This is a genomic window from Motilimonas sp. E26 (assembly GCF_021278025.1).
Classification (GTDB): domain Bacteria; phylum Pseudomonadota; class Gammaproteobacteria; order Enterobacterales; family CBDFNC01; genus Motilimonas.
On sequence record NZ_JAIBHJ010000037.1, the window covers coordinates 1 to 26266 of the forward strand.

Consider the following 26266-nt stretch of genomic DNA (forward strand, 5'->3'; position numbering starts at 1 on the left):
CAGCCAATGGTGATCTGTCACCAGTGGAGTTTGAAAATTCTCAACTAAAGGTGTCCAGTTTTGGTTGACCAGAACAAGTTGCATATTCCTCTCCCATGATTAATTGGGTTGCATTACATTGAGGATCACAATCTACAATAAGAACCCGCTTCTTCATTCGCTGCGCAATAAAGGCAGCAACATTGCATGTTAATGTTGTCTTTCCAACACCGCCCTTATTGTTAAACATTGCTAACGTTATCATCTAAGTTCCTTCGTAATTAAAATATACTTATGCAGCTCTACATTGGGTGCACTAACGCTCGCATAAAATTCGGATAATGGTGACAACTAACTTGAAAAACGCCGTGAGCGTCTGCCACACGTTTGACGTCATTATTTATGCGTTTGTTATGGCTTAACCCAGATTTATATTTGATAATAGGTAATAAAATAGATACGCAACAAAAACTATGGCCGCTATATAGTGTGAGTATCCAAGCCAACTGAAGAAATGAGCTCTAACCCAGATCCACAGATATTCAGGCCACTCGAACAATTTATCTGGCTTACTGTGAAGTCGCGTGAATAAATAATCGACTGGCTTATGGTTCTCGTATTTCTCTAGAATTCCATAATACTCTTCCACTAATGCATCATAATCAGCATCGCCTTCTTGAAGTCCTCGAAGCTTTCTCGCAAAGCGACCAAGCTCTACACCATTCCTATGCATTGCTTCAGATCTTGATACAAAATTTTCTTGGCCGAGTAACAAAGAGTACACTAAAACCATAACAGCAAGAACAGACTGAAAGCTGTTTAAAAGTTGATTAGGTACTGCAAGTTCAACACCGTATGCTTGAAAAAGTGGAATAAATATTAATGCCGCAGATATAAAAGCGACCGTCCACTGAGACACCTTTTGATGCATTGCAAATCTTTCGCTCGCTCTGTAGCGAGACTTCGTTGTTAATTTTGTTCTTCGCAATAATTCCTTGATCTTACTGTCTTCTAATTCTGCCAAGCTAATTCTCCAGTTCAGTCATAACAGCTTCTTAGACCCCATCATGGGGTGATAAAACTCCCCAAAACGACGCCTAAAACGTACCCTCAATATTTACACTATTATTATCCATGGTAAACAAATGCTTACCGATTACTTCAGCATCTCGATTGGTTTCCGACAAAACTGTGACGAATAATGTATGCATCAGGGACAGGCATTAACTCATCTCTGTAAGTGAGTACTGTCGAGAGTAAATAGTAAGATTGGGGAACACTAGATAAACTGGATCATCGGAAGGCTTATGAATTGCAGTATCTGAACTTAGCCACACAATAGAGCCAAGCTCAACCCAAATAGCACGTTAGTAGCACGAGCTTTTAGCGAAACATGAATATCAATTTAAAACAAACAGTTAAAACTTTACTGATGCAGTTCAACTCCCGCCCTTCCACCAATCTATGAAAAAGGCAACATAAGCAGATATATCAAGGGCCTGAGGCGCCACCTTAATGAGTGTTTAGTATTGCTTCAACTCCAACTGTAAAGGCTTTATAAACTCTGGGGGTTAGCATTACTAGTCATCCACGCGCAATTTTTCACTTACTTCATAGCATGCACAGGAGCCTGATGATTAAAAAAGAGCACCAAGTTTTGCGCGGTGGTTACTTTGCCTATGTAGGGATTTTTTTCGAAAAGCTCAAGACTTCTACCTGTTCGTTGCGCAATTTCTTCAACTAAAGATAAATCAATGTCATCCACATCAAGCAACAAGGTATCAAGTAAAGAATCAGAAGCTTTGATAGGAACTTTATGCTCAGTTGGCAACGCTGCTTGAAGTTGTTCGTACACTGCACGGATAACCCATGTATCTACAACGTTTGTATCAAACGACTTAGCAAATTCACAAATAGACAAGCCATCACGCTCTTGGCACAGTTTTAGAAAATGTTGCTCTACTTTGGGTTGATCGATAACCCACACAATTTTCGCGAATATAGCTAAACCAACAAAAACCACCAGCGACCAAGGCTGGTAAACTACCACGGCCACCATGACTAAAATAATGGTCAAAGCAACAGTTACATAGCCGATCAAAGCCCCACGGCTTGTCTTTTCAGGTTCATATTGGGGCATAAATCTTGATGCTTGTTTCATACTTTATCTCACTGTTTAAGCGATTAAATGAACGCTGTTTAGCGTAATTTTTTATTTGACCAGCATCTTCGCACTGTGCACCGCTCTAACTGCACCAAGCACATTCAGTCCCTTCAATTTCATCGGCGCATAAAACATCAAAAACTTGTAAATTATGCATAGCAAAAATAAAAAAGCCAATATCCGTAGTTGTCCGATTGATGAAACCAGTGATGCGATGGCGATAAGCCTTCAAGTTATAACCTATGCCATTGCCGCGCCGAAAGCTCTCTACTGGTTATTGTTAACAACTGCATCATCACTTAATATATGGTTCACTTTAATTTGATATATAAATCAACGACTCAGGCCTTTCCTGCGCGTTGGCTCATATCCATCCTTAGGGTGGATGATACAAAAGGGATGATTTAACCATGTTACAAGCTGGGATAAGCGTGATCATACCCACTTATAATCGCGCAAAATTACTAGAGGGCACGTTAGCTTCACTTGAACAGCAAATAAATGCAACTTGCCCGTTTGAAGTTATCGTTGTTGATGATGGCTCATCGGATAATACCGAAGCCGTGGTTAACTCGTTTCGCCACATGCTAAACATTCAATATCAATACCAGTCTGACATGGGCTTTAGAGCTGGCATGGCCCGTAATAAAGGTATTTATGCCGCTAACTATGAGATTTGTTTGTTTCTTGACGCTGGCATAGTGGTACCCAATAACTTACTACACAGCCATTTCCAAGCGTATCAATCAAAACCCCAAGATGTGCTGATAGGCATGTGCTATGGCTTTGAAGAGTTTGAACTAAAAAACGAAGCAAGCTTACTCGCCCTATATCAACAACAGCCCCTTAATAAGGTGTTTAAGACCTTACAAGCAAGCACTGAATATTTAGATTGTCGCTACGCTATTCTTAATAACTTGCCTAATGGCTTTAACCAAAGCCGCTACCCTTGGTTTGTTGCATGGACTTGCCACTTAAGCGCCAAAACCGCGTTGCTACGCAAAGTAGAAGGCTTTGACGAACACTTTAATACTTGGGGTGGTGAAGACTTCGAATTAGGGATCCGTTTGGCCAAGCAGGGCGCCAAGTTTGATTTACTTAAATCGCCATTAGTATTGCACCTGCCTCATGATAAATCAGCCCAAGGTTCGCAACAGTCAGGGCAAGAGAATTTAAAATACATCATCAAAAAACATCCAGACATCGCCGAAGATGTTTTACTGCTGAATTGGACCCAAGGTATTCAACTTTGAAACCGTAGTAAGGAATAGTTATGCCCGCTTATAAAAGTTTATTTATCAGTTTACCCGACGACCCTGAGTTTCAAAGCGAATCGTCCCCTGCCCCTTTTACCACCGATCCCAAACATGTCGCTCAGTTATTAACTGCGCGCGGCGTGAGCATTGCACAAGACGCCGTCATATCGAGTGTGCCGCGCATTTGCTTTACCCAAGTAACTGATGAGAAAGGTTATTCGGTTTATAGTGAGCTCAATCAGGCAGAAACCCTTGCCTTCCATGGTGCTATCACCATAGGGCCGGGATGCTTTTTAGAATCAAACCCTGTTACTCCTCCCTTTCATAGTAGCTGCATTAAGCTAACCTCGGTAAAAGCCAATGATAAACCCGCCGGAAAAATCACCCTTGGCACTGGGGTGCAGATGCTGGGTGTGGCCATTGTGGCCTACGAGCATGTTGAAATAGGTGATTATGTCGGAATTGGCCCTGGCGTAACCATTATGGATTGTGATGGACACACCACCGAAGGCCGTGGCACCGACACTGAAATAGCTCGGCTTGAATCAGCGCCCGTTAAAATTGGCGCTAACTCTTGGATTGGGGCTGGCGCCTGGATAATGAAAGGCGTACAAATAGGCGAAAATTGCGTGATTGGAGCCAACAGTGTCGTGATCAAATCCATTCCCGATAACACCGTCGTAATGGGAAACCCAGCACGCGTGGTCAAAAAAGTTTCTTAATTCAGCCTCAGATTGCAATCAAGCAGGTAGCATTTACGCTAGTTAACCTACTTGATTGCATCTACACACCGCTACTTATACCGTCGCCAACGACATATCAGCACGGCATTTTGCTAGCTGTTCATCGAGTGCGGCAATCATCGAGCTCATCCAAAGGGTTTTATAAATCTGTTCAGGCTGATTAAAAATGGCAAAGCGTTGCTCACATTCACGCTGAGCCAGTTGATAGCAAGCCAAAATAGTAAAGTGTTGGCTTTCATTAATCAGCCGCTCTGTTACCTCAAAGCAATCATCTAAATTGTTATCGTAAAAATGCAGCTTAATATTATCACTATGAACCGCCTGAGCACGACCGCGATCCCTCTCTCGCTCTCGAGTATAAATGTTTAACTTTAAGGGGCTAAAAGCGCTCTGCAGTCTATGTACATCCTCTGCGACCAAGTAATCGTGAATGACTAAATTAACCTCTTGGCTTTGTTTAAGCTGATAAAATAGCTTGGTTGCATCCGATAACGACTCAAATTGTTGGTATGAAGGCAATTGTGGGGTACTGGTTAATAGCCAGCGCCGTTCAATAAACTCCGCATTAGCAGCATGATCTTTGGCCGCCGCTATAATCGAAGGCAACATAAAGCTCGGCTTAAACTGTGAACTAAAAATACTTACCAATCGCTGTTTTTTCGCCATTACCGAATCGATGTTTTCAATCACCTGTATTGGCCTAGTGGTTTGGCATACTTGCGCGAGCAAAAAGTCTCGCATTGCGGGGCCAAAGTCATACACATAAGGCTGATCTTCGTAAATAGATACTCGGCAATTTGCAAAGTCGTCGGCATAAAGTTGCAGCATCAGGATAGCGGCATTACGTGTGTTATGGTGGTCAGAATGAGAGCCCGACGCAAGCGGGATCCAAAGCTCTGTTGGCTCAAGAGCCAATATCTTTTGTGCCATCACCTGAGCCAACTCACGCAATTGCTGCGGGTGCAATAAATCTTGGCCATTACCTTTAGTCCAACGTAATGGCTTATCCAACTGATCTAAATGTTCATGCCTGCCACCCAATATCGCGGCCGCTAGAGCACCTTCTGCGGCACGACGCTGGGTGACAAATTCAGTATCATCAGTGGTTTTTTCATGATAGCAGGTATAGTTGGAATGAAAGGCGTTGGTCAAAATAGTGATTTTTTTAGCGTGCTGCAGCTTTAACAAGCTGCCCCCTACCGATAAGGCCGCATCATCAACATGGGGCTCTAAAACAACTATATGCTCCTGTTGCTCTGCAGGAATGGGAAGATAAAAAAACACCAACTCCCGCTGCCACCATTGGCAAAGTAAATCTGTAGCCTGGGGAAACTCTTGTAACAGCGAAGCCGAGCTGGGTTGAGCAGCGAGCCGTTGAAACAAGCCGACTTCACTGGCATTTAAAGTCAATGTGGGCGTACTGGAACGATGCGCACCACCTAAGTTGAAAAACACGTCATTGCCATACAAGGCAAAATTGGGATTTAAAGCAACCTGAGAGTGTGGATGATAACAAGGAATATCTTCAAGCCTAGCCATGATTTATTAAACTCCTAAAACGAGGCAGTATTGGCTCTCTGCAGCAACAAACTAAAGGACGCATCCATAAAAATGAGCCAGCAGCCACTTTATCCCTTATCTAAATCAACAACTAAAGTAAGGGCGATCCAACAAGTTAACAGACCAAACAGCACCACTGAACACTAAAGCCGAGAACGCTAACGCCATTAAAAATGATTCCAAAACATACATTAAATTGATTTATTCATCCATAACATATTGAAACAATTACACATCAATACAACGAAAAATAATTAGGCATATCATATCCAAAGAGCCAATATAACAAACCAAGTTTGCATACTCAGTCACTCATTAAATAAAGAGGTCAAACAAAGCGGTGCTTACAAATCAGTCACTGTGCAACCTTAGGCAGTAAGCTAACAAACAGCAACCTTCATCAAGTTGTCAAATTAAGTACTTATTCTGACTTGTATTTCGCCAGCTAAAACGGCAACCTCAATATCAGATTTACAATCTCACTTTATAGCGCGTTGCCACGTTGTGTTCACTCGGTGTTCGCGCGATATCTAGCAAGGTTACTACCATAAAAGGTTTTTAAATAATGCGTATTATCAAACCATTAGCTTTAACAATGGCCCTATCAATCAGTGCAGCGGCGCAGGCGGATGTTACTTTAACCGTCGCTCAAGATGTTAACTTATTAGTAGCCAATGGCGAGAAGGTGAAGCTGTCGAGCGGCCTCTTTTCAAGTAACAACACGCTAGTATTACCCAATGGCGAAAGCCAAATTGTGTTTCGTTATGAGCCCTCTTTCACTAAAGCAGGGGAAGAAATTAGCACGACAAGTGACACCATTATTGCCAAGTTTACGGCGAGTGATAGCCAAGTGTCATTTGTAATGCCTGATTATAAAAGCTATCGCAGCGCCGAGGAGCACATTAGTAACCTTGAATGGCAGCTAGTTGATCAAGCTGGTAACCCTATCACCAAGGTTGAAGATAAGCTGACCAAAGAAGGGATGCAGCTGGGTCGCGACTATGTTGATGAGGCCAAAGACTACAACCAAACAGGCGCTAAAGCGGCTATCGTTTTGGCGGGTGCAGCGGGTGCCAGTACGGCTATCGCGCTACAGAAAACCGCAACAACTAACCCTCAGTCAAATGCTGGCGCGAATACAACCAAGCAAGTTGATAGCGGCACAGCTGAAGAGATGCTGCATTTTTGGTACAACCGAGCTGACAAAGCCACGCAGCAACGCTTTAAAGACTTTATAAACCAGTAAATCCCCTGCTCCAACTATAACACCGGTTAGCAAGCGCTGCGCTTGGCTAACCGACTTCCTGCCCTTGTCCTTAACACTCTTGATAATCCCTTAAATAACCCTACCAAGGATGATCTGCAAAGTATTGCTCAAGGTGGTCAATTAAGGCTCGTATTGCTGGCGACAGATGTTTACGTGATGAGTACAAGGCGTAGATTTTCATTTCATTGGGTTGCCATTGCGGCAGTACGTGGCAAAGCTCACCGGATTTTAGGTATTTGTTGACTAAATAGGTGGGCTGTAACGACACACCCGCACCGCTCAAGCAGGCATAAAGTAAAGTAGTGGCTTCGTTCGCCGTTAGGTGACAAGACACTTCAACGGCCTCAAACTGCTTGTCTTTAGCTAAATGCCACACGCTCCAAGCAAAGTTTTTATAGCCTAAGCAGCGGTGTGCTGTTAGGTCTTGCGGCTCTACTATCGCTCCAGCTTGGGCGAGATAATCAGGAGAGGCAACTAACGCCGACTCACACACCCGTATAGGTTTGCCAATTAATGTATCTGATGGGGAAGCGGTAATACGAATGGCAAGATCAATTTGTTGCTCGGTCATGTCTTTTACCGAATCTTGCACATCCAGATCAATAAATATCTGCCGGTGTTGGTCTTGAAACGCTTTTATAGCGGGTGCCAGTAAAGCGCCCCCTAACGACACACTGGTGGCCACTTTCACTCGTCCAGTTAACGCTTGCGGATCGGCGCCATATCGCGCGAGTTTATCCCCTTGCTCTAGCCAAGCTTCTATTTCTTTAAGGCAGGTTTCACCGGCGCTGGTTAAGGTGACTTTGCGGGTGGTGCGGTGCAATAAACGCGTTTGTAGCCAATTTTCCATTTTGTCTACATAGCGAGTGACCATACTACGCGACATATTCAGTCGGTCAGCTGCGGCGCTAAAACTGCCACATTGCACTACATTGATAAACACTTTTGCTGCCGTTAGCCTATCCATCACTTGCTCACTATACGAAACAATGATGTTCAGTATTGTCTATTTTTCTGAGCGGATCAAATCTCTACTATACACCTCGAAGGCAACACATCACTCGAAGATAACGAGTGCAACAGACATTTAGGAGAGATATGAAAAAGTTAGTTTTATTAACCGCCGCAGCCCTACTTAGCCACTCAGTATTTGCAGAGGTTGCTAAACCATTAACACTAAAAGTGTATAACGCAGATGAAAGCAGTTTTAATGTGAATTCAACACTGGTTTACGGCGAAAACGAAGCATTAGTTGTTGATACTGGGTTTTCAAAAGCCGACGCGCTGCGCATTGCCGCCAATGTTTTAGATTCAGGCAAAACCTTAACAACGATTTTTATTAGCCAAGCCGATCCAGATTATTACTTTGGCGCTGAAGTACTGCATAAGATGTTTCCTGACGCAGCGATCATCACCACGCCAGCGGTACGCACGGTAATTGAGAAAAAACTCAAAGGTAAAATCGCTTTTTGGGCTCCTCAAATGGGCGCCAATGCGCCGGAAAAACCAATCATTCCAACCGCCTACTCTGCCAGTACGATTAGCATTGATGGAGTGGAGATTGAGATAAAAGGCACGCAAGGGCAATTAGCTCACCGTCCTTATTTATGGATCCCAGCGAATAAGGCCATTTTGGGTAATGTGGCAGTGTCTGGCAACTTACACCTGTGGATGGCTGATACGCAATCAGATGAAGAGCTGCAAGCGTGGTCAGCGCAATTAAAAGAAATGAAGTCACTTAAGCCTGAAGTAGTGATCCCCGGCCACATGACACCAGACTCAGCTTTGGATCTATCAAGTGTGCAGTTTTCTTTGTCTTATTTAACAACTTTTATCAGCGAAAAAAGCAAAGCGAACAACAGCGCTGAGCTAATTAACGCCATGGACCAAGCCTATCCACAAGCAGCCAGTCCATCATCCCTTGAACTTAGCGCAAAGGTTCATACTGGTGAAATGACTTGGTAGTCAACGCTGCGGCATGTTGATGCTAAATTCAACTTGGTTAAGTTTAGGTTCAACCGCATTAGGTAAACTCTTTGCTAGATAACCAAGCTAACTGAAGAGGAAAAGATGAAGAATGCTCAGGTTATGCACCAACAAAGCCTAGCGGATTACCTTACTAGCTGGCGCTCGGGTATTATTGAACGCTACCCAGAGCCCAAGCTAGGACAAGTTATTTATTATATGCACGGCTACTATCATTGCGTATTTGCCAATGGCCGTGACTCTAGGTGGTGCCCAGTTGTTGTGCAACAGAACATAACAGATGAAACAGTGACTCACTAGCAAGCAACGCTACAAATAAAACAGGCCGCTGAGCGGCCTGTTTAAAACAACTTACTATTTAGCTGCAGCGCTATTACATAGCTGCTTTTTTCGCTTCTGCAATCCAGCCGTCAAAGGTAGCTTTGTTTGCTGCTATCCAGCCGTTAGCATGTGCCTCAATGTCTGCTGAGCTATTTTTACCTTGGCTCATCATCATGTTTTGCGCGCTGACCGCATTAATATCTAGCTTCATAATTTCAAATAGCTTAGCCGCGGCTGGGTTTTTCTCAGTAAACTCTTTGTTGGCAACAATGCGCATTGAGTTCATTTCAAAGCCGTAGTTTTTACCATTAGACAGCGTAGTATCAATGTCTTTGCGCTCACCCGGCAGTGCTGAGAATGGCACTTCTAACCAAACGACATCTTTACCCGGTACTAATACACCACTTACCCAGTAAGGTGTCCATGTGTAATACAAAATCGGGTCACCTTTTTTGTAACGTGAAATGGTGTCAGCAATAATCGCGGCATAGTTACCTTGGTTATGGGTCACTGTGTCACGCAATTTATAAGCAGTTAAATGCTCTTCAACCACTAATTCACAGCCCCAGCCTGGGTTACAGCCGGTTAAATCAGCCTTGCCATCACCGTTGGCATCAAATAGCTTGGCAATTTTTGGATCCGTTAGTTGGCTAATATTAGTAATGCCATATTTTTCAGCAGTTTTTTTATCGATTAAGTAACCTTGCGCGGCACCACTGATGTATTCACCAGTGCGAGAGAAGCTTTTATCGCCACCTGACATGGTGTATTTGTCGGCGTGCAGTGGGAACCAACCTACCGCAAGAAAAGTTGCATCACCTTTGGCTATTGAGGTGTAGCCAACGTTGTAGTCCACTTCTTTTGTGTCTTTAACGTCGTAACCCAATGCTTCTAGTGCTTTGTTCACGATCAGCGTTTGAAAGGTTTCTTCAGCCACGGTTGATTGCACGGGTTGCACTGTCACCCCTTCACCGGGTAAAGATTCAGCCAATGCTGCGCCGCTTAATGTGGCACCGGTTAGTAGGCTTACAGCCATGGTTTTAGCCCATGAATAACTCATTTTGACTCTCCTGTTTGATTAACTGATTTTTTCGGTTTAGAAACAACATTTAATACCAGTGCCACAGGTCCACTGTGAAACCAACGCGCTTTGTTATCGCGCGATTTAGCACCTATTTCTTGGGTAATGCGGTCAAGTAGAATTGCTAAGATAACAATACCTAAGCCACCTACTGCCGCTAAGCCCATATCAAGACGACCAATACCACGTAGTACCATTTGGCCAAGGCCACCTACCGCAATCATTGAGGCAATCACCACCATAGATAAAGACAGCATTAAGGTTTGGTTAACGCCCGCCATAATGGTTGGCATAGCCAGTGGTAATTGAATGCGATAGAGCATTTGTTTTGAATTTGCGCCAAATGAATGGCCCGCTTCTATTAGCTCTTCTGGCACTTGATGTATGCCTAAAATGGTTAATCGCACTACCGGTGGCAGCGCAAAGATAATAGTCACGACCACACCTGGCACGTTACCAATACCAAATAGCATGACAATGGGCACCAAGTAGACGAAGGCCGGTGTGGTTTGCATGGCATCTAACACTGGCCTGACAAATTGGGCGGCGGTTTTACTTCGCGCCAACCAAATTCCAAGGGGTAAGCCAATCACCAAACAAAAGAATACGGATGTCATGACCAACGATAAGGTGGTCATGGCCTCAGGCCAAGCGCCAATCAAGCCAATAATGAGCAATGAAAACAATGCCGCCACGCCTAACCGAATGCCAGCAAACTGCCATGCAAATAGAAACAAAATCAGCAACATAAAAGGCGCGGGAGTGGAAACCAAAGCGGTTTCAAAGGTAGTTAAAATAAAATCAATCGGTATCCGAATGGCTTGAAATAATGGCCGGCCATGTTCAACTAGCCAGTTCAGTCCGGTTTCAATCCAGCTATCAAAAGGGATAATCGCATCTTGAAATGGATGGAGCCAATCAAACTGGACAGATTCTGTCGGCGCACTGTTCAGCCAATCATTAGCCCCTGATGTGGTATCAGTAGCCCAAGGGTTAGTGCTCGTCGCATCCGATGCGCTGCCCCCCCAAGGATCAGCACTAGGCGCCTCTGTTTGACTGCTGGCCCATGGGTCATTACTTTTCTCTGCTTCAGCCATGACTATTCCCTATCCAAAGTTTGTAATAAACGGGACTTGGTGATGACCCCTAAATAATTTTTATTTTCGTCAACCACAGGCACCGCATAAGCAACGCTGGCCACAGGGCCAATCAGTTCACCCACTGGCACCTCTGGGTCAAGACATAAGGTGTCTTCTAAAATCGCACTCACCAGCGAACGATGCTCTTTATAAGCTTGCTTCAGAGAATCAAGTGACACTATGCCTAGATATTTATTACTTTTATCAACCACCACACCGTAATCACGATCATGGTCAATCAAATGCTGAATGGCCGATGCTGGGCCGTCATATTCTGATTTGTTAAACACCGCTGCAGGTTTTTTACGCATAATGTCTTTTGCTGAAAATACCGTCGCGACATTCACACCTCTAAAGAAGGAGCTCACATATTCGTTGGCGGGGTTATGTAAAATGTCGTCAGGGGTGCCTACTTGCACCACCGCGCCATTTTGCATAATGGCGATGCGGTCACCAATGCGCATGGCTTCATCCAGATCGTGCGAAATAAACACTATGGTGCGTCTATCGTCATTTTGCAGACGGATAAGTTCATCTTGCATTTCAGTACGAATTAACGGGTCTAATGCCGAGAAAGCTTCGTCCATTAGCAAGATGTCAGGGTCACACGCCAATGCGCGGGCAAGGCCTACTCGCTGCTTCATCCCGCCGGATAATTCATCTGGAAACGAGTCGCAATAGCTATCTAGCCCTACTCGCTCTAACGCCGACATCGCTTGCTGATGCCGGGTCGGCAGATCAATTCCGGCCAACTCTAAGCCAAATGCGGTGTTTTCGATCACTGTCATGTGTGGCATTAATGCAAAACTTTGGAACACCATAGAAATGTTATTACGGCGCACTTCTATTAGCTCTTCGGTCGAGATATGGGCAATATCTTTACCATTGAGTAATACACTGCCACGAGAGGGTTCGATGAGACGATTAAGTAAGCGTACTAAGGTGGATTTACCGGAGCCTGAGAGCCCCATAATGACGAAAATTTCGCCTTGGTTAATGGATAGAGATACATCATGCACCCCTACCGTTAACCCTGTTTGTGCAAATATTTGGTCTTTATCTAAACCTTTATCGATCAGCGGAAACGCTTGCTCGGGTTTATCGCCAAATACCTTGTACAGATTTTGCACTTCCAATATGGTCGACATTCACTATTCCTTGAACAATTTGCTTAGGTAACTAAATAAATTATTTTTAAGATCATTTCGTTACCTAACTATTATAGTTGTTCTGTTTTATTGGATGAAAAATAGACTAAAGACAAAAATAAAACCATAACTAGCCAATTTAACGATAAAAATTACAGTTTATTGACTCAATCGCCAAACAACCCCTATCTTATCAATTTTAATTTTCATCCAATAAAGCATAGTTAACAAAATAGAAAAATAGAATTATTCATTAGTTCTCTATTAATACTTTAAAGTCCATTAATGATTTCTTGCATGTCCTGTTTTTCTAACAAAGGTGTTAGGGCTGGGTCGTCATTTAACCCTTCTCGGTAACTTTCTTGGCGACTAATGGCCTGAGACAAGTACTTGATAGCCTCATCAAATTGCTGCATTGCGGTATAAGCACAAGCCAATTGGTAAAAGGCATGGCTATTTTCTTCGTCAATTTTTAGCGCCTGATGGCATAAGTTAGCGGCCCATTGCGGCTCATCGAGCTCAAGCACAGCATCCGCTTTATAAGTCAGCGCTTCACAATCGTTTGGTCGCAGTTTAAGCAATTCGTCATAAATGCGAATTTTGTTCGCTGATGAAGATTCTTGCTGTGCTCGCAACCAGAGTGATTGGCTTTCTTGGGTTAGCTCTATCTCTTCGCGGTTTTCTTCAATGTGCTGGGTTTTTTGTTGCAGTTGCGCTTCTATCGCTTCGAGGCGTTTTTCATATTCATTGATCAGCTTAGAAATTTCTTCGTCTGCTAAGGTATGCACCCGCTCTTTGATTTCTCGTATCGACGACCAACCGACAATAACCAATACCGAGGTGGCTGCCGCGATCAAATAGAAAAAATAAGTCACAGTGTCGGTGGCATAAGCCACCGCACGGTCAACAGACTTATGCTCACGATCCACTATTTGCTGGATCAGCTCATGTTTCGTTGCTGCTTGTTCAACCCTCAGCTGCTTAAGTTCGTCAAGCACGTAACGTTCAACAAACGGGTTATAGAGAGGCGCATCAAGCGCCTCAACTACTTGCTGTGCCTGCGCTGCTTTTTGGTCTGGCGCTTGCTGTTCGGCTGGCGTGGCGGCAAAGGTAGGCCACGCAATAACGAGCATTAAGCAAGCAATTAAGATGCGAGGCATATAGCTTGTCCATGATTATGTACTTCAACTAAGGCCGCATGTAAGCTTTTCACCGCTTCATCATAGTCAGCTTCATTCACCACAAACTTCATGTCCACTTCACGCTTAGACTGATGCATGGCTAATACGCTGATATTGCTGTTAGCAATGGCCTGTACCGTTTTAGCTAGGATGCCTGGAATTTGTAAATCACTGCCAATGGCCGAAACGATGGCCACACGCTGTTGATTAACATCCGCATCAGGGAACAGTTTTTCAATGGCGTTACGGATCCGCTTAACGGTTTTCAAGTTAGTCGATAAGTAGTGAGTAATGGTGTTGGCATTCATATCTTTCGACACAACGTGACCTTTAAAGCGCTTGATAATTTCCATCACATCACGCTCATACTCAAACAGGTTGCCGGCCATGTCTTGATCAAATAACTCAAGGGCGTAAATGCTTTTACAGCCAGCAATAATTTCAACGCAGGGAGACTCACTAATGTAGTCACCTGTGATCAAGGTGCCGGCATGCTCTGGCTCAAAGGTATTTTTAACACGCAATGGAATATCATTTTGACGCAACCCTTTGGCGGCTTTAGGGTGAATCGCTTCCATCCCTAAATTGGCCAGCTGGTCTGCTACGTCGTAGTTAGTGCGGCCAATTGGCACGGCATTTTCTTCGCCAACTAAACGTGGGTCGGCGCTGCTTAAGTGAAACTCTTTATGGATCACTGCTTCTTTGGCTTGGGTTAGCACGGCAATACGACTAAAAGTCATTTCACTGTAACCACGATCAAAGGTCGACATTAAACCGGTTTCGCTGTGCGCATAACCCGTTACAATAGGCAGCTCGTTAGTTAAATCAATTTTGCTAAACGCTTGTTGGATACGCATGTCCAGTGATACATGCTCTTTCGCGCGCCAGCCGGTTAAATCAACAAAACGAGCATTAACACCATCACGTTGCAGTAAGGTGGCCATGTTCCAAGCACTGTGTGCTTCGCCAATACTGGCCAGCATTTCGCGAACGGTGGTGAGGTGTGAAGCCAGTTCAAAATGACCATGCTGACATAAGCTTTGTAAATCAAGTAAGCACTGCTTGGCATCGGTTAGTTTTCCGATAATAAAGCTGTTGGCTTTTTCGAGTAACTCACCGTCACCAAATAATTGCTGATTAATCCTGAGTAATTCTTGCTCTAGCTGGGCAAGCTTTTCACCCCAGCTCAGATCTTCCATGCTGTTAGCAAACAGCGCAAAAACACCCGGTTGGCCGGTTTTTTTGTATTCTAATAGCTGATCGGTGATCCCACCGTAAGCCGATACCACAAATACACGCTTATATAAGGTGGCGTTAACAGGTTTTAAAATAATATTATTGCGCACCGACTCATAGTCGCTCATCGATGTGCCGCCAATTTTTTCTACGGTATGCATCTTGTATCCTATTTATTTAATGGCTAAAGCTTCCATTACAATGGCGAAGGTGAATGGCTCACCTCACTAAGCTTTCACAACAAACTAAGATTGCGACCTTAGTTTGTTGATTTGATGTAATGGAAGGAATGCGAGAGGGGAAGGTTGGGGAATTAGACGACTTCTTCAGCCTCTAACTCATACGCACCCTCTGCGTTGTGCACTTCTTTACCATTTAAAGGAGGATTAAACACACAAGCTAATTGCATTTCTTCGCTGCAACGTAAAATATGCTTGTCGTGCTTATCTAAGATGTACAGTGTTCCTGGCGCGATAGCGTGTTTTTTACCGTCTTCCAAACTTTCAATTTCACCCGTTCCAGAAATACAGTAAACCGATTCTAGATGGTTTTGATAATGCATCTGAAAATCAGCACCTTTGTAAATAGTGGTGATGTGGAAAGAAAAGCCCATGTTGTCTTGCTTAAGCAACATACGCGTGCTTTCCCAGTTGCCATCAGGTGAAACAATACGGCGATTAGATTGGTTAGCTTCTGCTAGGTTACGAAGGATCATGATTAGTTCTCTTTAATTTTCTATTAGCATCACGGCCATAGGATCCCTTGCGGTTAAAGTGGCAATATCACGGGCTGATATTGCGATGCTATCGCCCGCTCTCACTTTCAGTCGTGTCGAGCACGACATCACGCGAAGAAATCCATGACCACGAATACAAGTTAATTGGTATGAGCCAGACAATCGGTGATCAATTGGCAATAACTTCCTTTCACCTGGCTCAACTTGTATCGAATAAGGTTGTGGCATTTTCAATCGGCCTTAAGAGGCTTCAAAATAAACCACTGATTCCGGAATATCGTCAGTCTTGGCACATACTTCTTTGATCGCCGACTCAACAATATCAATCCCTTTTCTCAGGTTGTCATCACTGATAGTCAATGGGCAGAAGAACTTAACAATATGGTCGTCTGCGCCACTGGTTTCAATAATCACACCTTTAGCAAACGCAGCCTTAGTGATCTTGCCAGCTATCTCACCGTTAACACAGTTGATGCCTTGGAATAAGCCACGACCTTTAATATTGAAGTTACCGGTGCCGTATTTCTCAACAATCTCGGTTAGGCGCTCGGTGATGTAACGGCCTTTACGCTTAATGTCGTTTGAGAATTTATTGTCTGACCAGTAGTGATCAATCGCTGATTTAGCAGCAACAAAAGCAAGGTTATTACCACGGAAAGTACCGTTGTGCTCACCTGGTTTCCATTGGTCTAGCTCTGGCTTCATTAACACCACAGCAAGAGGCAAGCCGTAACCACCTAATGATTTCGACAAGGTAATGATGTCTGGCTCAATACCCGCTTCTTCAAAGCTAAAGAAGTCGCCGGTACGACCACAGCCCGCTTGAATATCGTCAACAATTAACAGAATGCCATGTTTACGACACACAGTTTGTAAGTTACGTAACCACTCAATGCTGGCCGTGTTAATCCCACCCTCACCTTGTACCGTTTCAACAATCACAGCAGCTGGCGAGTTAATACCACTACTTGAATCACTAAGTACCTTGTCTAAGTATTCAGTGGTGTCGATGTTGTCACCTAAGTAACCATCAAATGGCATTCTGTGTATACCACTTAGGCTCACACCAGCTGCGTTACGATGGTGCGAATTACCTGTTGCGGCCAATGCACCAAGGCTTACACCGTGGAAACCATTGGTAAAGGTAACAATGTTTTGCTGACCTGTTACGTTACGTGCAATTTTCATTGCCGCTTCAACTGCGTTAGTACCCGTTGGGCCTGTAAACTGCATCACATATTCCATGCCACGGGGTTTTAAAATTTTATCATTGAAGGTATGTAAAAATTCACCTTTCGCCTTAGTGTGCATATCTAGGCCGTGAGTAATACCATCATCTTTAATGTAGTCGAGCAGGGTTTGCTTAAACAGATCATTGTTATGACCGTAATTTAACGTACCTGCACCAGCAAGAAAGTCTAAGTAGCGGTTACCAAACTCATCCCACATAAACTCGCCTTTGGCGCGGTTAAATATGCGTGGAAATGAGCGCGCGTAACTTTGCACTTCTGATTCCATATCAGCGAAAATCTGCATCGCTTCACCGCTATGATTAACGGGCTGATTGTTGAATGGACCAATGCGAACTAACGACTCTGAAGGATGTTCACCTTCAAAATGTTGTTCTTTTTTCAGCCATACTGACGACGTCATCTCAGCTGACAGTTTATTTGAAAACGCTTCAAATAATGCCCAAGACGCAAGGTTGTCTTGAGTAATAGTTGTTTCAATATAGTGCACCCCTTTACAGTCGGTGCGATCAAGAATGTGCTGTAGCATGTCTGATGCTAAGCCTTGACCACGTACTGAAGTAGACACAGCAACTTGCCAGATAAACAACGTATCGGGACGCTCTGGTACTAAGTAACCAGAAATAAAGCCCACTAATTCATCATCAAGTTTTGCGGCTACTGAAGTACTTAAAAAGTGACCACATTGAAGAAAATTACAGTATCCAGAGTTTGTATCTAAAGGCGGACAAGATGCAACTAGTCGAGAAACGGCCATGCCATCTTCTAAATCTGGCTGGGTTAACACTATATTTTGCATAGTAGACAAAACAACTCCTTATAAGTATTTCAATCAAGTGAAGTTAAATAATCTTTATAGAAGTAAATAAATTTAGCTACGTAAGCCTCGGATAAATCCAAAAATCCAACTTAAATCTATAAAAATAACTTAGAACACGAAACATAGTACACTATGCATCTATTTTTCTCTAGCCCCCCACCGGGCCTCAACCCGAGATTACCTTTGTGATCGCCCCCACAAACAATCCGTTTTTTTCACTATTTTGGTGCAAGCAAAGCCAAGCCAGACTTGAGATAGAGACCGATTTGGAAAAAGTTTAAATATGCAAGGAAATAAAGCGAAAAAAAATTTTATTAATTTTTCATTACGCACTTTTTTAGCCTTGCTTGAAGCGCATCTGATAATTAATTTATTTAGACATATAAACAATTGGCGATATAATCGGGAAAATTTTTAACCGAGAACGTAATTTGAATAGTATTGATGAAGTGTTGGTCGCATTGCGCCGTGTAATACGCGCGACAGATCTCCATTCTAAGCATCTTGCCAAAACCACGGGGTTAACGGCGCCGCAAATTTTGTTGCTACAAACCATTCGTGATAAAGGCCAAGTCACCATAGGTGAAATAGCCAATGAGATGAGCTTAAGCCAAGCGACCGTGACCACGATCATAGATAGATTAGAAAAGCGTAACTTGGTATATCGCCAACGCTCACAAACCGATAAACGTAAGGTTCATGCGTTATTAACCGATGAAGCCGTAGACGTGCTCAAAGGCGCTCCGATCCCATTGCAAGATCACTTCGCACGCCAATTTAATGGCTTAGAAGAATGGGAGCAAACCATGATTATTTCGTCATTGCAGCGTGTGGCTCGAATGATGAACGCACAAAACATTGATGCGTCCCCCATGCTAGATCTTGGCATGCTTGATCGTAGCAGCACCCCTTTTGAGAAGTTAGATACAACTTCTGCTGTGCCAAAAACTAATACAGATAGTACCAGTAAATAATAACAAGCCGAGGCTGAAGCATCTCGGCTTAGTATTAAGTAACGATATTTGTTTCAAAAGTTTACAATTTAGACCACGCATCATTCCATGCGCGCCCCTTACCAGGCTCATAAGCTGAACCACTGCACCATAAACCAAATGGCCAACCTTTACATTGGTAAGCTACACCGTCGTTTAGCACTTTATCACCTGGACCGTATGAGCTGCCCGCAACATAATTAGGTAAGTGAGATGGTGGTTGAGTTGGTGTTATTGTTGGCACAATTGTTGGCGTGACCGTCGGGACAGGCGTTGGCTCTGAAGTAGGCGCTACGGTTGGCACTGGCGTTGGCGTGCTGTCACAGTTTGCCGAACCTATTTCTAGCCAAACGCCCCAAGGCCCAGACTCCGCGGGGTTATCACCTTGTGTCCACCACTTAGCCTGCCATTGTTTACCGGCCCAAACAACCGTTTCCTTTGCGTAGTAAACACTGCCAGATTTCCACTCTTCACTACAGTTGCCTGTAGGTGGGGGTGTCGGCGTAACTTCTTCTCTTACTACTGCAGTTACAGTAGCTTGATAGGCCGTACTGTTTTTATCAATACCAAAGTTTAGGTTAACTTCTGCGCTGCCTGGCTTTTGGCCACCAAACTCTACTGCAACGGTACAGTCAGTGTTAGGTTGTAAGGTGTGAGCAGTACAATTATCTTGTGTAATAACAGGAGTTGTCGCTACGCCTGATTCAGATACATTTAAGCTATCAATGGTAAATTCAACATTACCGGTGTTGCTCAGTTTAAAGTCGTGACGCTTAGTTTCACCTAAGTTAAAAGCACTTAACGATTGGTTTGGTACATAACCCACCGCAACAAGATCGGTTTGGCCATCGTCAATGATAGAATCGACCCAAGGACGTAATGCAGCAATATCACTATAAACGCCATACTGGCCGGGACGAGCGCAACCTATCCCCCAGCTTACAATACCTAACTGAGTAACAACCCCACCTTGATTGATTACAATAGGACCCCCACTGTCACCTTGGCAGGAGTCTTTACCACCTTGTGGGAAGCCAGCACAAAATGCTACATCACCCACGTTTTGATAACTGCCGCCCGCTTGTTGGCATAAGGCATCAGACACTAAAGGCACATCCACTTCTTGTAACACAGTGGGTGATAAACCACCTTCTTGAATTCGGCCTAACCCTGCCACCGTTAATAAATCACCTTCACGTACATACTGGCTTAATGTACCTTGGGCTATTTGCACGTTTTGTGCTTCAGGTAGTTGGCGATCTAACTTTAAAATTGCAATGTCGTTGGCTAACGTTGCGGTATTATATTGTGGGTGAATAAATATTTGGCTAACGTTAGCGCGCTGTCCATCAGCGGCTGCATAATTGTAACCACCAACTTTAACCGCTACTTGGCTTGGAGAGTCGCCAACGACACAATGCGCCGCCGTTAATACATAGGCGTTACCTAAATAACTTGCGCCGCAGTATGAGCGATTGCCTTGCCGACTCACCAATTGCGTGTAAAAACCCCAGTCCTCTTGGTTAGCATTATCACCACCAACAATTCTTGGCGTGACTACCTGATCATCAAGCTCGGCAGCCATTACTTGAACTGGCGCTAACAAAGCTGCAACTACTGTTGCTAATGCAGTTCTTTTAAACATCCGTGTGCTATTCAATTTATATTCCTTATAAATAATTGATTTATTCAAAGCAAACGAATGATAGTTAGCTAATGCAAAGACAACAAGTTGGAAAAGTATGAGTTTTAACCGTTAAAACGACTAGCTCATCACAAAACTAAAAATGCAAGACAGTGATCCTGAGATGATTGTCGAGTGATTAAGTTTAGGCCCTTCACTTAGTAACCAATTTCATATAACGACCAGAGTAAATGGGTTTTAGGTAATAAAAGTATGTATCTGCTCAGATGGCATCTAGGGTCTGTTGATCTTTTGTGCTGGTTTTTGCAGCGGTTTGTTGGGGATTTATACAAAACGTTCGTTGTGACCAGTACCTTTGTGGCATAGTGAACTACGCGAAAAGGCGCTAACGCAGTACAAATGACCAACAAACGCTGTCCTACGGATTCGGCTAAAAGCGTTTTGCCCATCGTTGAGCAGTATTTACTTAGAATGCTAAGCGACACACTGCTCACCTTGCTCAAAACGCTTTTAGACAAGGTGTCCCCTCTCGAACAAAAATTAACCATCAAAGATCAACAGACCCTAGATAATGCATTGCTTGAGTTGGGTTAGTAATTCGCGCTCCATTATTGGAGCATCAGAAATCAATTCTATACGGCTATCAGTCGCATTATCAGCCTCTGACACGGTTATCTCCTGATTAACTTGATTGATAACCTTGATGCCTTGATTAGTCAAAATAACACCTTTCAGCCTCATTACATTTAGTGAGGCTAATAGGCTTAACAGCTTTTCTTTATCAAAGCACTGCTGCTTGGTAAATACCCAACCACAACTAAAAAATTCATTTTGTTGTGCAGTAAAATAACTCACATCCTCAGTCAAAGGTAACGCAATGGCAGAGTTAATATTTGCTTCATTGTTCTGCGGTTTAAACAACTTAAAAATGGGGGCTTTAGGCGTCAAGTTTGCAAATTCTGTTAGCCATAAAAAGGGCAATTCTGCTTGGCTTAACACGCGAATGGCTCGTGCTTTTTTGGGTAGCTGTTCAGCAACATAAGCTGCCAAGTCGGCCAGCTCTTCGCCTTGGTATAAGTCAGCTTTATTCGCAATAATCAAATCAGCTACTGACAATTGTTGTTTAAAAATATCATGCTCACTATAACGCGCTTGCTGTATCTGCCTTGCATCAACGAGCGTGATCACGCCCTGCATACTTAGCACACCTTTATATTGTGCCCCAGTTAAAGCTTTTAACACTTGCTGCGGATGGCCTAACCCAGTAGGTTCGACCAGTAATCGATCTGGTTGCGCGGCTTTCAACAGCTTATTCAGCGCCACGGCCATCGGCACGCCAGCAGCACAACACATGCAACCGCCAGGAACTTCTTGAATAACCACTTGCTTACTCTGTTTCGCGGTTGCGTTTAGCAAGGCTTGATCGATACCGACCTCACCAAATTCATTGACTAAAATCGCCCATCTTTCATGCTTGGGTTGCTGTGTTAATAAATGCCGAATAGCGCTACTTTTTCCAGCACCAAGAAAACCACTGATAATATGTGTTTTGACTTCTTTAATCATAAAAATCACTAGCTGAGAGTTTTCCTTACAGTAACAACTTCGTCAGTGATCACCAAACCCATAATAAGTCCGATATTTAATTGACATAATGACAGGGTATTTAATAATCAACACTCAGCAACATCGGCAGCCAATAACATTAACAAGGATGGTTTATGCAGCGAATTTTCGGTGCCGCTATTGCCCTAGCGATAGTTGACGCATTATTACTCGCAGGTGCCTTTTACTTACAAGGCGCTAGTCTAGCTCAAGAGCTTAACCTACAGTTCAATCAAAACATGGAATCCTCTCTGACCGCACTGGGTTTAATCCTACAGAACACCCTGCTTGGTGGAGATGAAGTTATGGCTGAAACCATTATTAACGCGATGTTTGATGGCAGCTTATTACAAAGTGTAACGTTAAAGGATCTCGATGGCCTAGTAGCCTTTGAGCGAGTGTTTGCTGAGCCAACGGCAAACTATCCAGACTGGCTAGTCCAGCTATTCCCAGCGGGTGAACTAAGTCGTCACATGGAAATGACCGATGGCTGGAATATTTTAGGCGACTTATATGTTTCCAGTCACCATCATCACCTATATCAAGCTATGTGGAATGTTTTGAGTGCGCGTTTACCTATGCAAATTTTACTGACCTCTTCATTGTGGTTAGTACAAATTGCTATTCTTTTTTGGGCTTGTCATAGGAAAAACGCATAATGAAACAACTTCTAGCTCCCCTATTATTTATTCTTAACGCTAGTTTTGCTAGCGCTGTTCAGGCTGAGCCAGCACGTAAACTTGTCACCATTGCATCTGGCTCAGATCAGGGTATTTATTTTCAAGTTGCATCCGAAATTTGTCGTTTAACCAGTGCTAAAAAAGCTGAGCATGGCTATCGTTGCGGCGCAATTCCAACTGATGGCTCAGAAGAAAACTTAAAGCTGTTATTAGCCGGTGAAGTTGACTTTGCCATCATACAATCTGACACCTTATATTTCGCGGCAAAAAAACATCCTGAGCAATTTCTTGGGGTATTGGCCACTCATGCCGAGCCTTTAACCATAGTGACGACGCCGGATAGCGAAATTCATAAAGCGATGGACTTAAATGGCAAAACTCTCAACATAGGTAGTGAAGGCTCGGGCACCAACACGTCACTAAAGCGCCTTGCTGCCAACGTAGACTGGGAGCAAAAGCCAGAGCTGAGAGAGGAAAATAGTTGGGAAGCATTTGAAACATTATGTTTGGGGGAAATTGATGCCTTTGCCGCAATTATTGGTCACCCGAACCGCTTAGTAAACCGCACTAGCAAACGCTGTGATATTCAGTTTGTTAGCGTAAATAGTGCCGCGTTAGTTGATCAAAATGGCAAGCTCCCGCCCTATTTAATGCCGGGTGTTATTCCGGGTCGCTTGTACCGTGGCAATAAGGAAAAAACACCTACGGTGTCTTTCTCAGCTAACTTAGTAACCCGCAAGGATGTCGATCCTGCTTATGTTCAAGCCGTTGCTGAAGCGGTCTTTAGCCAACAAAAAACCTTCGGTAAAAACATTACCGCTTATGCTAATATTTTCCGTTCATTTGAAACAATGACCGGCAGTGCCGTGGTGATCCCACTGCACCCTGTGATTGCGAAAATGAAGCAGTAATTGAATATTAAACCTACTTTGCACTGCAAAGTAGGTTCATTGAAAGAGGTTAAAGAACGGTACGAGGTGACTTTAAAGTCGCACCAGAAAAACGAGACTTAACGCTTTTCCACTCCGACAGCTTATCTGAACTTCCTACCGGCTCACCTTTTTTCGCTTTTCCCATCACCCATAAATGCTTGGCATTAAAACTATAAACGGGCAATAAATCTTTGCGGCGTGATGCAGGGATAATGTCGTATTCAAGATTATCCAAAATAAGTGGATTAGCACGGCGGCTCGGGTAGTAAGCCAATACCATATGAAACTGGTTATATTTAACGGCTTTAACATAGACAAGGCGTAACTGCTCTTCAGCAATCCCCAACTCCATTAAGCTGTAATACTTGGCGATCGAGTAATCTTCACAATCACCGCCTTTTGCACCAACAAATTCCAGCGGGGATGCCCAATAATCGTTTTTACCCCAAAGTTTTTGGTCTTGAGCGTAAACCAACATATTAAAGAAGTTATTCACTTCTTCTAATTTTTGCTTCTGACTCATTACACTGGCATTTTGTAAAGTAGTAATAAGAGCATCAATACGTTTAATCGCTTTATCGCCATAAGTGTCAGCGATACGACTACGGATTGATTGCTGGCTTAAAAATACTTCAAGCTCAGAGGCGAGCAAATGAGGAGAAAAAAACGAGCCCACACTGACTAACATGCAGGCTATAAGGCCGAAATAACGTTTATGCATGGCTATCCCTGTTCAAGCAAAGCGCGCTACTTCATGTTTACGCGGTTAATTATCTAAAATCATAGCCTAGGAAGCATGAGTTTAGAATGAAAAAAAGGAATAACAGTCACGAAAAAGTATTAAAGATCAGCATACCCAAAAAAAGCGCTATAAAGCGCTTTAGTTAAGAGATGTTTTTATGTGTTAGATGAGTGAATCTAACGTCATAATAATCATGTCGTTAAACGTAGTTTGACGCTCATCTGACGTAGTCTGCTCACCGGTACGAATATGATCCGATACAGTTACCACACATAAAGCATTAGCGCCAAATTCAGCCGCAACGCCGTACAAACCAGCCGCTTCCATCTCTACGCCAAGAATGCCCATTTTTTCCATGTAGTCGAACATCTCAGGATCAGGGGTGTAGAACAAATCGGCCGAGAACACATTACCTACTTGTACCGGGATCTCTGCTTGCTCAGCTGCCGTGACAACCTTGCGCAACAACTCGAAACTCGCAATTGCGGCAAAGTCATGATCTTTAAAACGCATGCGATTCACTTTTGAGTCGGTGCATGCGCCCATCGCGACAATCACATCGCGTACTTTTACTTTCTCGCTCACCGCGCCGCAGCTGCCAACCCGGATCAGGTTTTTCACGCCGTATTCAGTGATCAATTCTTTGGCGTAAATTGAGCAAGAAGGGATGCCCATGCCTGAGCCCATTACTGAAACTCGCTTACCTTTATACGTACCGGTGAAGCCGAGCATGTTACGCACATCGGTTACTTGCACTGGGTTGTCTAAAAATGTTTCTGCTATGTATTTAGCGCGCAGTGGATCGCCTGGAAATAATACGGTTTCAGCGAAATCGCCCGCTTGCGCATTAATATGTGGAGTTGCCATCTTGTGTACCTTAAATAAGTGATGTCATGTAGGCTCAACGCCTGCCAGATAAAATTGAGCCTAGTAACCAGCACCGCTAACATCGTGCTGCACGTCGAGAGTGGTTAATAGATCGGCGAGTAAGCTCGATGCGCCAAAGCGGAAATGCGCCGCGCTGATCCAATCTTCACCTAAGATATCGCTCACTAGCTGTAAATACTGCGCCGCTTGCGCCGCAGTTTTTACGCCACCCGCAGGTTTAAAACCAATATGAGTATTGGTATCGCGGATCACTTCTAGCATGATTTTGGCTGATTCTAAAGTGGCATTTTCGGCCACTTTACCGGTGCTGGTTTTGATAAAGTCAGCCCCTGCAGCAATAGCAATTTCACTGGCTTGTTTAATGAGCGCGGCGTCTTTAATTTCGCCTGTTTCTAAAATCACTTTTAGTAGCACCGAGTCGCCACAGGCTTGCTTACAAGCTTTAACTAACTCAAAGCCAATCTCTGTATCGCCAGCAATAAAAGCGCGATAAGGAAACACCACATCCACTTCATCGGCGCCATAGGCCACTGCCGCTTTGGTTTCTGCCACGGCAATGTCAATGTCGTTGTTGCCATGAGGGAAGTTAGTCACGGTGGCGATTTTTACTTGGCCAGCGCCAAGTTCATTTAAGGTTTTACGCGCGATAGGAATGAACCTTGGGTAGATACAAATAGCCGCCGTGGTGCCCACCGGGCTGTTGGCTTGATGGCAAAGTTTGATCACATCCGCGTCGGTATCATTATCGTTAAGGGTGGTAAGATCCATTAGTCCGAGCGCGGTGCGCGCGACTGCTTTAAGATCTGTCATGTCTCTTCTCCATTCATAAAATTTGCATATCGTATGCAGAAACTGACGGACTTGGTTCCTTGAAGACAGTTATCATCATCAAACTGTAAACGTAGCGATGCTGGT

The 26266-nt window shown here is 43.8% G+C and carries 27 protein-coding genes; 9 read left to right on the forward strand and 18 right to left on the reverse strand.

The window, feature by feature from the left end:
• Window positions 1–40 precede the first annotated feature (40 nt).
• From K1M91_RS19465 to K1M91_RS19475, 3 genes are all read right to left on the reverse strand, one after another.
• Window positions 41–244: a ParA family protein gene (locus tag K1M91_RS19465; RefSeq protein ID WP_232803924.1), complete on the reverse strand. Its 204-nt coding sequence runs from the start codon at window positions 242–244 to the stop codon at window positions 41–43.
• A gap of 153 nt (window positions 245–397) precedes the next feature.
• The gene (locus K1M91_RS19470) at window positions 398–1003 is read right to left on the reverse strand and encodes an SLATT domain-containing protein (RefSeq protein ID WP_232803925.1); all 606 of its coding nucleotides are present in this window, start codon (window positions 1001–1003) and stop codon (window positions 398–400) included.
• Between the two features lie 582 nt (window positions 1004–1585).
• Window positions 1586–2140, reverse strand: a complete 555-nt coding sequence (locus tag K1M91_RS19475; protein ID WP_232803926.1) for a hypothetical protein — start codon at window positions 2138–2140, stop codon at window positions 1586–1588.
• 413 nt (window positions 2141–2553) lie between these two features.
• On the opposite strand from K1M91_RS19475, the gene K1M91_RS19480 reads away from it, so the two are divergent.
• Both K1M91_RS19480 and K1M91_RS19485 read left to right on the forward strand, forming a co-directional pair.
• The gene (locus K1M91_RS19480) at window positions 2554–3396 is read left to right on the forward strand and encodes a glycosyltransferase (protein WP_232803927.1); all 843 of its coding nucleotides are present in this window, start codon (window positions 2554–2556) and stop codon (window positions 3394–3396) included.
• Window positions 3397–3416: 20 nt separating this feature from the next.
• On the forward strand, window positions 3417–4121 hold the full coding sequence (locus K1M91_RS19485) for a DapH/DapD/GlmU-related protein (RefSeq protein WP_232803928.1): 705 nt from the start codon (window positions 3417–3419) through the stop codon (window positions 4119–4121).
• A gap of 75 nt (window positions 4122–4196) precedes the next feature.
• Here K1M91_RS19485 and K1M91_RS19490 read toward each other — a convergent pair whose 3' ends face one another.
• Window positions 4197–5681 (reverse strand): PIG-L family deacetylase, encoded by a 1485-nt coding sequence (locus tag K1M91_RS19490; RefSeq protein WP_232803929.1) that lies wholly within the window; start codon window positions 5679–5681, stop codon window positions 4197–4199.
• Between the two features lie 586 nt (window positions 5682–6267).
• On the opposite strand from K1M91_RS19490, the gene K1M91_RS19495 reads away from it, so the two are divergent.
• Window positions 6268–6948, forward strand: coding sequence for a DUF2057 family protein (locus K1M91_RS19495; RefSeq protein ID WP_232803930.1), 681 nt, complete (start codon window positions 6268–6270; stop codon window positions 6946–6948).
• Window positions 6949–7048: 100 nt separating this feature from the next.
• Here K1M91_RS19495 and K1M91_RS19500 read toward each other — a convergent pair whose 3' ends face one another.
• Window positions 7049–7936, reverse strand: coding sequence for a LysR family transcriptional regulator (locus K1M91_RS19500; protein ID WP_232803931.1), 888 nt, complete (start codon window positions 7934–7936; stop codon window positions 7049–7051).
• 131 nt (window positions 7937–8067) lie between these two features.
• Between K1M91_RS19500 and K1M91_RS19505 the strand changes: the two genes are divergently transcribed.
• Together K1M91_RS19505 and K1M91_RS19510 are read left to right on the forward strand one after the other, a co-directional pair.
• Complete coding sequence (locus K1M91_RS19505; protein WP_232803932.1) at window positions 8068–8934, forward strand: MBL fold metallo-hydrolase; 867 nt, start codon at window positions 8068–8070, stop codon at window positions 8932–8934.
• A gap of 105 nt (window positions 8935–9039) precedes the next feature.
• Window positions 9040–9255 (forward strand): hypothetical protein, encoded by a 216-nt coding sequence (locus K1M91_RS19510; protein WP_232803933.1) that lies wholly within the window; start codon window positions 9040–9042, stop codon window positions 9253–9255.
• Between the two features lie 73 nt (window positions 9256–9328).
• On the opposite strand, the gene proX is transcribed toward K1M91_RS19510, so the two are convergent.
• The 8 genes from proX to ectB form a co-directional block, all read right to left on the reverse strand.
• The gene (gene proX / locus K1M91_RS19515) at window positions 9329–10336 is read right to left on the reverse strand and encodes a glycine betaine/L-proline ABC transporter substrate-binding protein ProX (protein ID WP_238481486.1); all 1008 of its coding nucleotides are present in this window, start codon (window positions 10334–10336) and stop codon (window positions 9329–9331) included.
• Complete coding sequence (gene proW / locus K1M91_RS19520; RefSeq protein ID WP_232803934.1) at window positions 10333–11454, reverse strand: glycine betaine/L-proline ABC transporter permease ProW; 1122 nt, start codon at window positions 11452–11454, stop codon at window positions 10333–10335. The genes proX and proW overlap by 4 nt, the downstream gene beginning before the upstream one ends.
• A 2-nt stretch (window positions 11455–11456) precedes the next feature.
• Window positions 11457–12644 (reverse strand): glycine betaine/L-proline ABC transporter ATP-binding protein ProV, encoded by a 1188-nt coding sequence (gene proV, locus K1M91_RS19525; protein ID WP_232803935.1) that lies wholly within the window; start codon window positions 12642–12644, stop codon window positions 11457–11459.
• A gap of 272 nt (window positions 12645–12916) precedes the next feature.
• Window positions 12917–13804: a tetratricopeptide repeat protein gene (locus K1M91_RS19530; RefSeq protein WP_232803936.1), complete on the reverse strand. Its 888-nt coding sequence runs from the start codon at window positions 13802–13804 to the stop codon at window positions 12917–12919.
• Window positions 13789–15222 (reverse strand): aspartate kinase, encoded by a 1434-nt coding sequence (locus tag K1M91_RS19535; protein ID WP_232803937.1) that lies wholly within the window; start codon window positions 15220–15222, stop codon window positions 13789–13791. The genes K1M91_RS19530 and K1M91_RS19535 overlap by 16 nt, the downstream gene beginning before the upstream one ends.
• A gap of 152 nt (window positions 15223–15374) precedes the next feature.
• Entirely contained in the window at window positions 15375–15776 is a 402-nt protein-coding gene (locus K1M91_RS19540) for an ectoine synthase (protein WP_232803938.1), read from the reverse strand.
• Between the two features lie 12 nt (window positions 15777–15788).
• The gene (locus K1M91_RS19545; protein WP_232803939.1) at window positions 15789–16025 is read right to left on the reverse strand and encodes a hypothetical protein; all 237 of its coding nucleotides are present in this window, start codon (window positions 16023–16025) and stop codon (window positions 15789–15791) included.
• Between the two features lie 12 nt (window positions 16026–16037).
• Window positions 16038–17846, reverse strand: coding sequence for a diaminobutyrate--2-oxoglutarate transaminase (gene ectB, locus K1M91_RS19550; protein ID WP_232803954.1), 1809 nt, complete (start codon window positions 17844–17846; stop codon window positions 16038–16040).
• A 452-nt stretch (window positions 17847–18298) separates the two neighbouring features.
• Here ectB and K1M91_RS19555 point away from each other — a divergent pair, with 452 nt between their 5' ends.
• Window positions 18299–18841, forward strand: coding sequence for a MarR family transcriptional regulator (locus K1M91_RS19555; protein WP_232803940.1), 543 nt, complete (start codon window positions 18299–18301; stop codon window positions 18839–18841).
• 61 nt (window positions 18842–18902) lie between these two features.
• Here K1M91_RS19555 and K1M91_RS19560 read toward each other — a convergent pair whose 3' ends face one another.
• Window positions 18903–20504: a trypsin-like serine protease gene (locus tag K1M91_RS19560; RefSeq protein ID WP_232803941.1), complete on the reverse strand. Its 1602-nt coding sequence runs from the start codon at window positions 20502–20504 to the stop codon at window positions 18903–18905.
• A 399-nt stretch (window positions 20505–20903) separates the two neighbouring features.
• Between K1M91_RS19560 and K1M91_RS19570 the strand changes: the two genes are divergently transcribed.
• Window positions 20904–21098, forward strand: coding sequence for a hypothetical protein (locus K1M91_RS19570; RefSeq protein ID WP_232803956.1), 195 nt, complete (start codon window positions 20904–20906; stop codon window positions 21096–21098).
• Here K1M91_RS19570 and K1M91_RS19575 read toward each other — a convergent pair.
• On the reverse strand, window positions 21069–22070 hold the full coding sequence (locus tag K1M91_RS19575) for a GTP-binding protein (protein WP_232803942.1): 1002 nt from the start codon (window positions 22068–22070) through the stop codon (window positions 21069–21071). The genes K1M91_RS19570 and K1M91_RS19575 overlap by 30 nt on opposite strands.
• Window positions 22071–22225: 155 nt before the next feature.
• On the opposite strand from K1M91_RS19575, the gene K1M91_RS19580 reads away from it, so the two are divergent.
• Both K1M91_RS19580 and K1M91_RS19585 read left to right on the forward strand, forming a co-directional pair.
• Window positions 22226–22768, forward strand: a complete 543-nt coding sequence (locus K1M91_RS19580; protein ID WP_232803943.1) for a LapD/MoxY N-terminal periplasmic domain-containing protein — start codon at window positions 22226–22228, stop codon at window positions 22766–22768.
• Complete coding sequence (locus K1M91_RS19585; RefSeq protein ID WP_232803944.1) at window positions 22768–23700, forward strand: TAXI family TRAP transporter solute-binding subunit; 933 nt, start codon at window positions 22768–22770, stop codon at window positions 23698–23700. Before K1M91_RS19580 ends, K1M91_RS19585 begins: the two co-directional genes overlap by 1 nt.
• Before the next feature lie 49 nt (window positions 23701–23749).
• On the opposite strand, the gene K1M91_RS19590 is transcribed toward K1M91_RS19585, so the two are convergent.
• From K1M91_RS19590 to deoC, 3 genes are all read right to left on the reverse strand, one after another.
• Window positions 23750–24442 (reverse strand): transglutaminase-like cysteine peptidase, encoded by a 693-nt coding sequence (locus K1M91_RS19590; RefSeq protein ID WP_232803945.1) that lies wholly within the window; start codon window positions 24440–24442, stop codon window positions 23750–23752.
• A gap of 183 nt (window positions 24443–24625) precedes the next feature.
• Window positions 24626–25330 (reverse strand): purine-nucleoside phosphorylase, encoded by a 705-nt coding sequence (gene deoD, locus K1M91_RS19595; RefSeq protein WP_232803946.1) that lies wholly within the window; start codon window positions 25328–25330, stop codon window positions 24626–24628.
• A gap of 60 nt (window positions 25331–25390) precedes the next feature.
• Window positions 25391–26161, reverse strand: a complete 771-nt coding sequence (gene deoC, locus K1M91_RS19600; RefSeq protein ID WP_232803947.1) for a deoxyribose-phosphate aldolase — start codon at window positions 26159–26161, stop codon at window positions 25391–25393.
• Window positions 26162–26266: the final 105 nt, after the last annotated feature.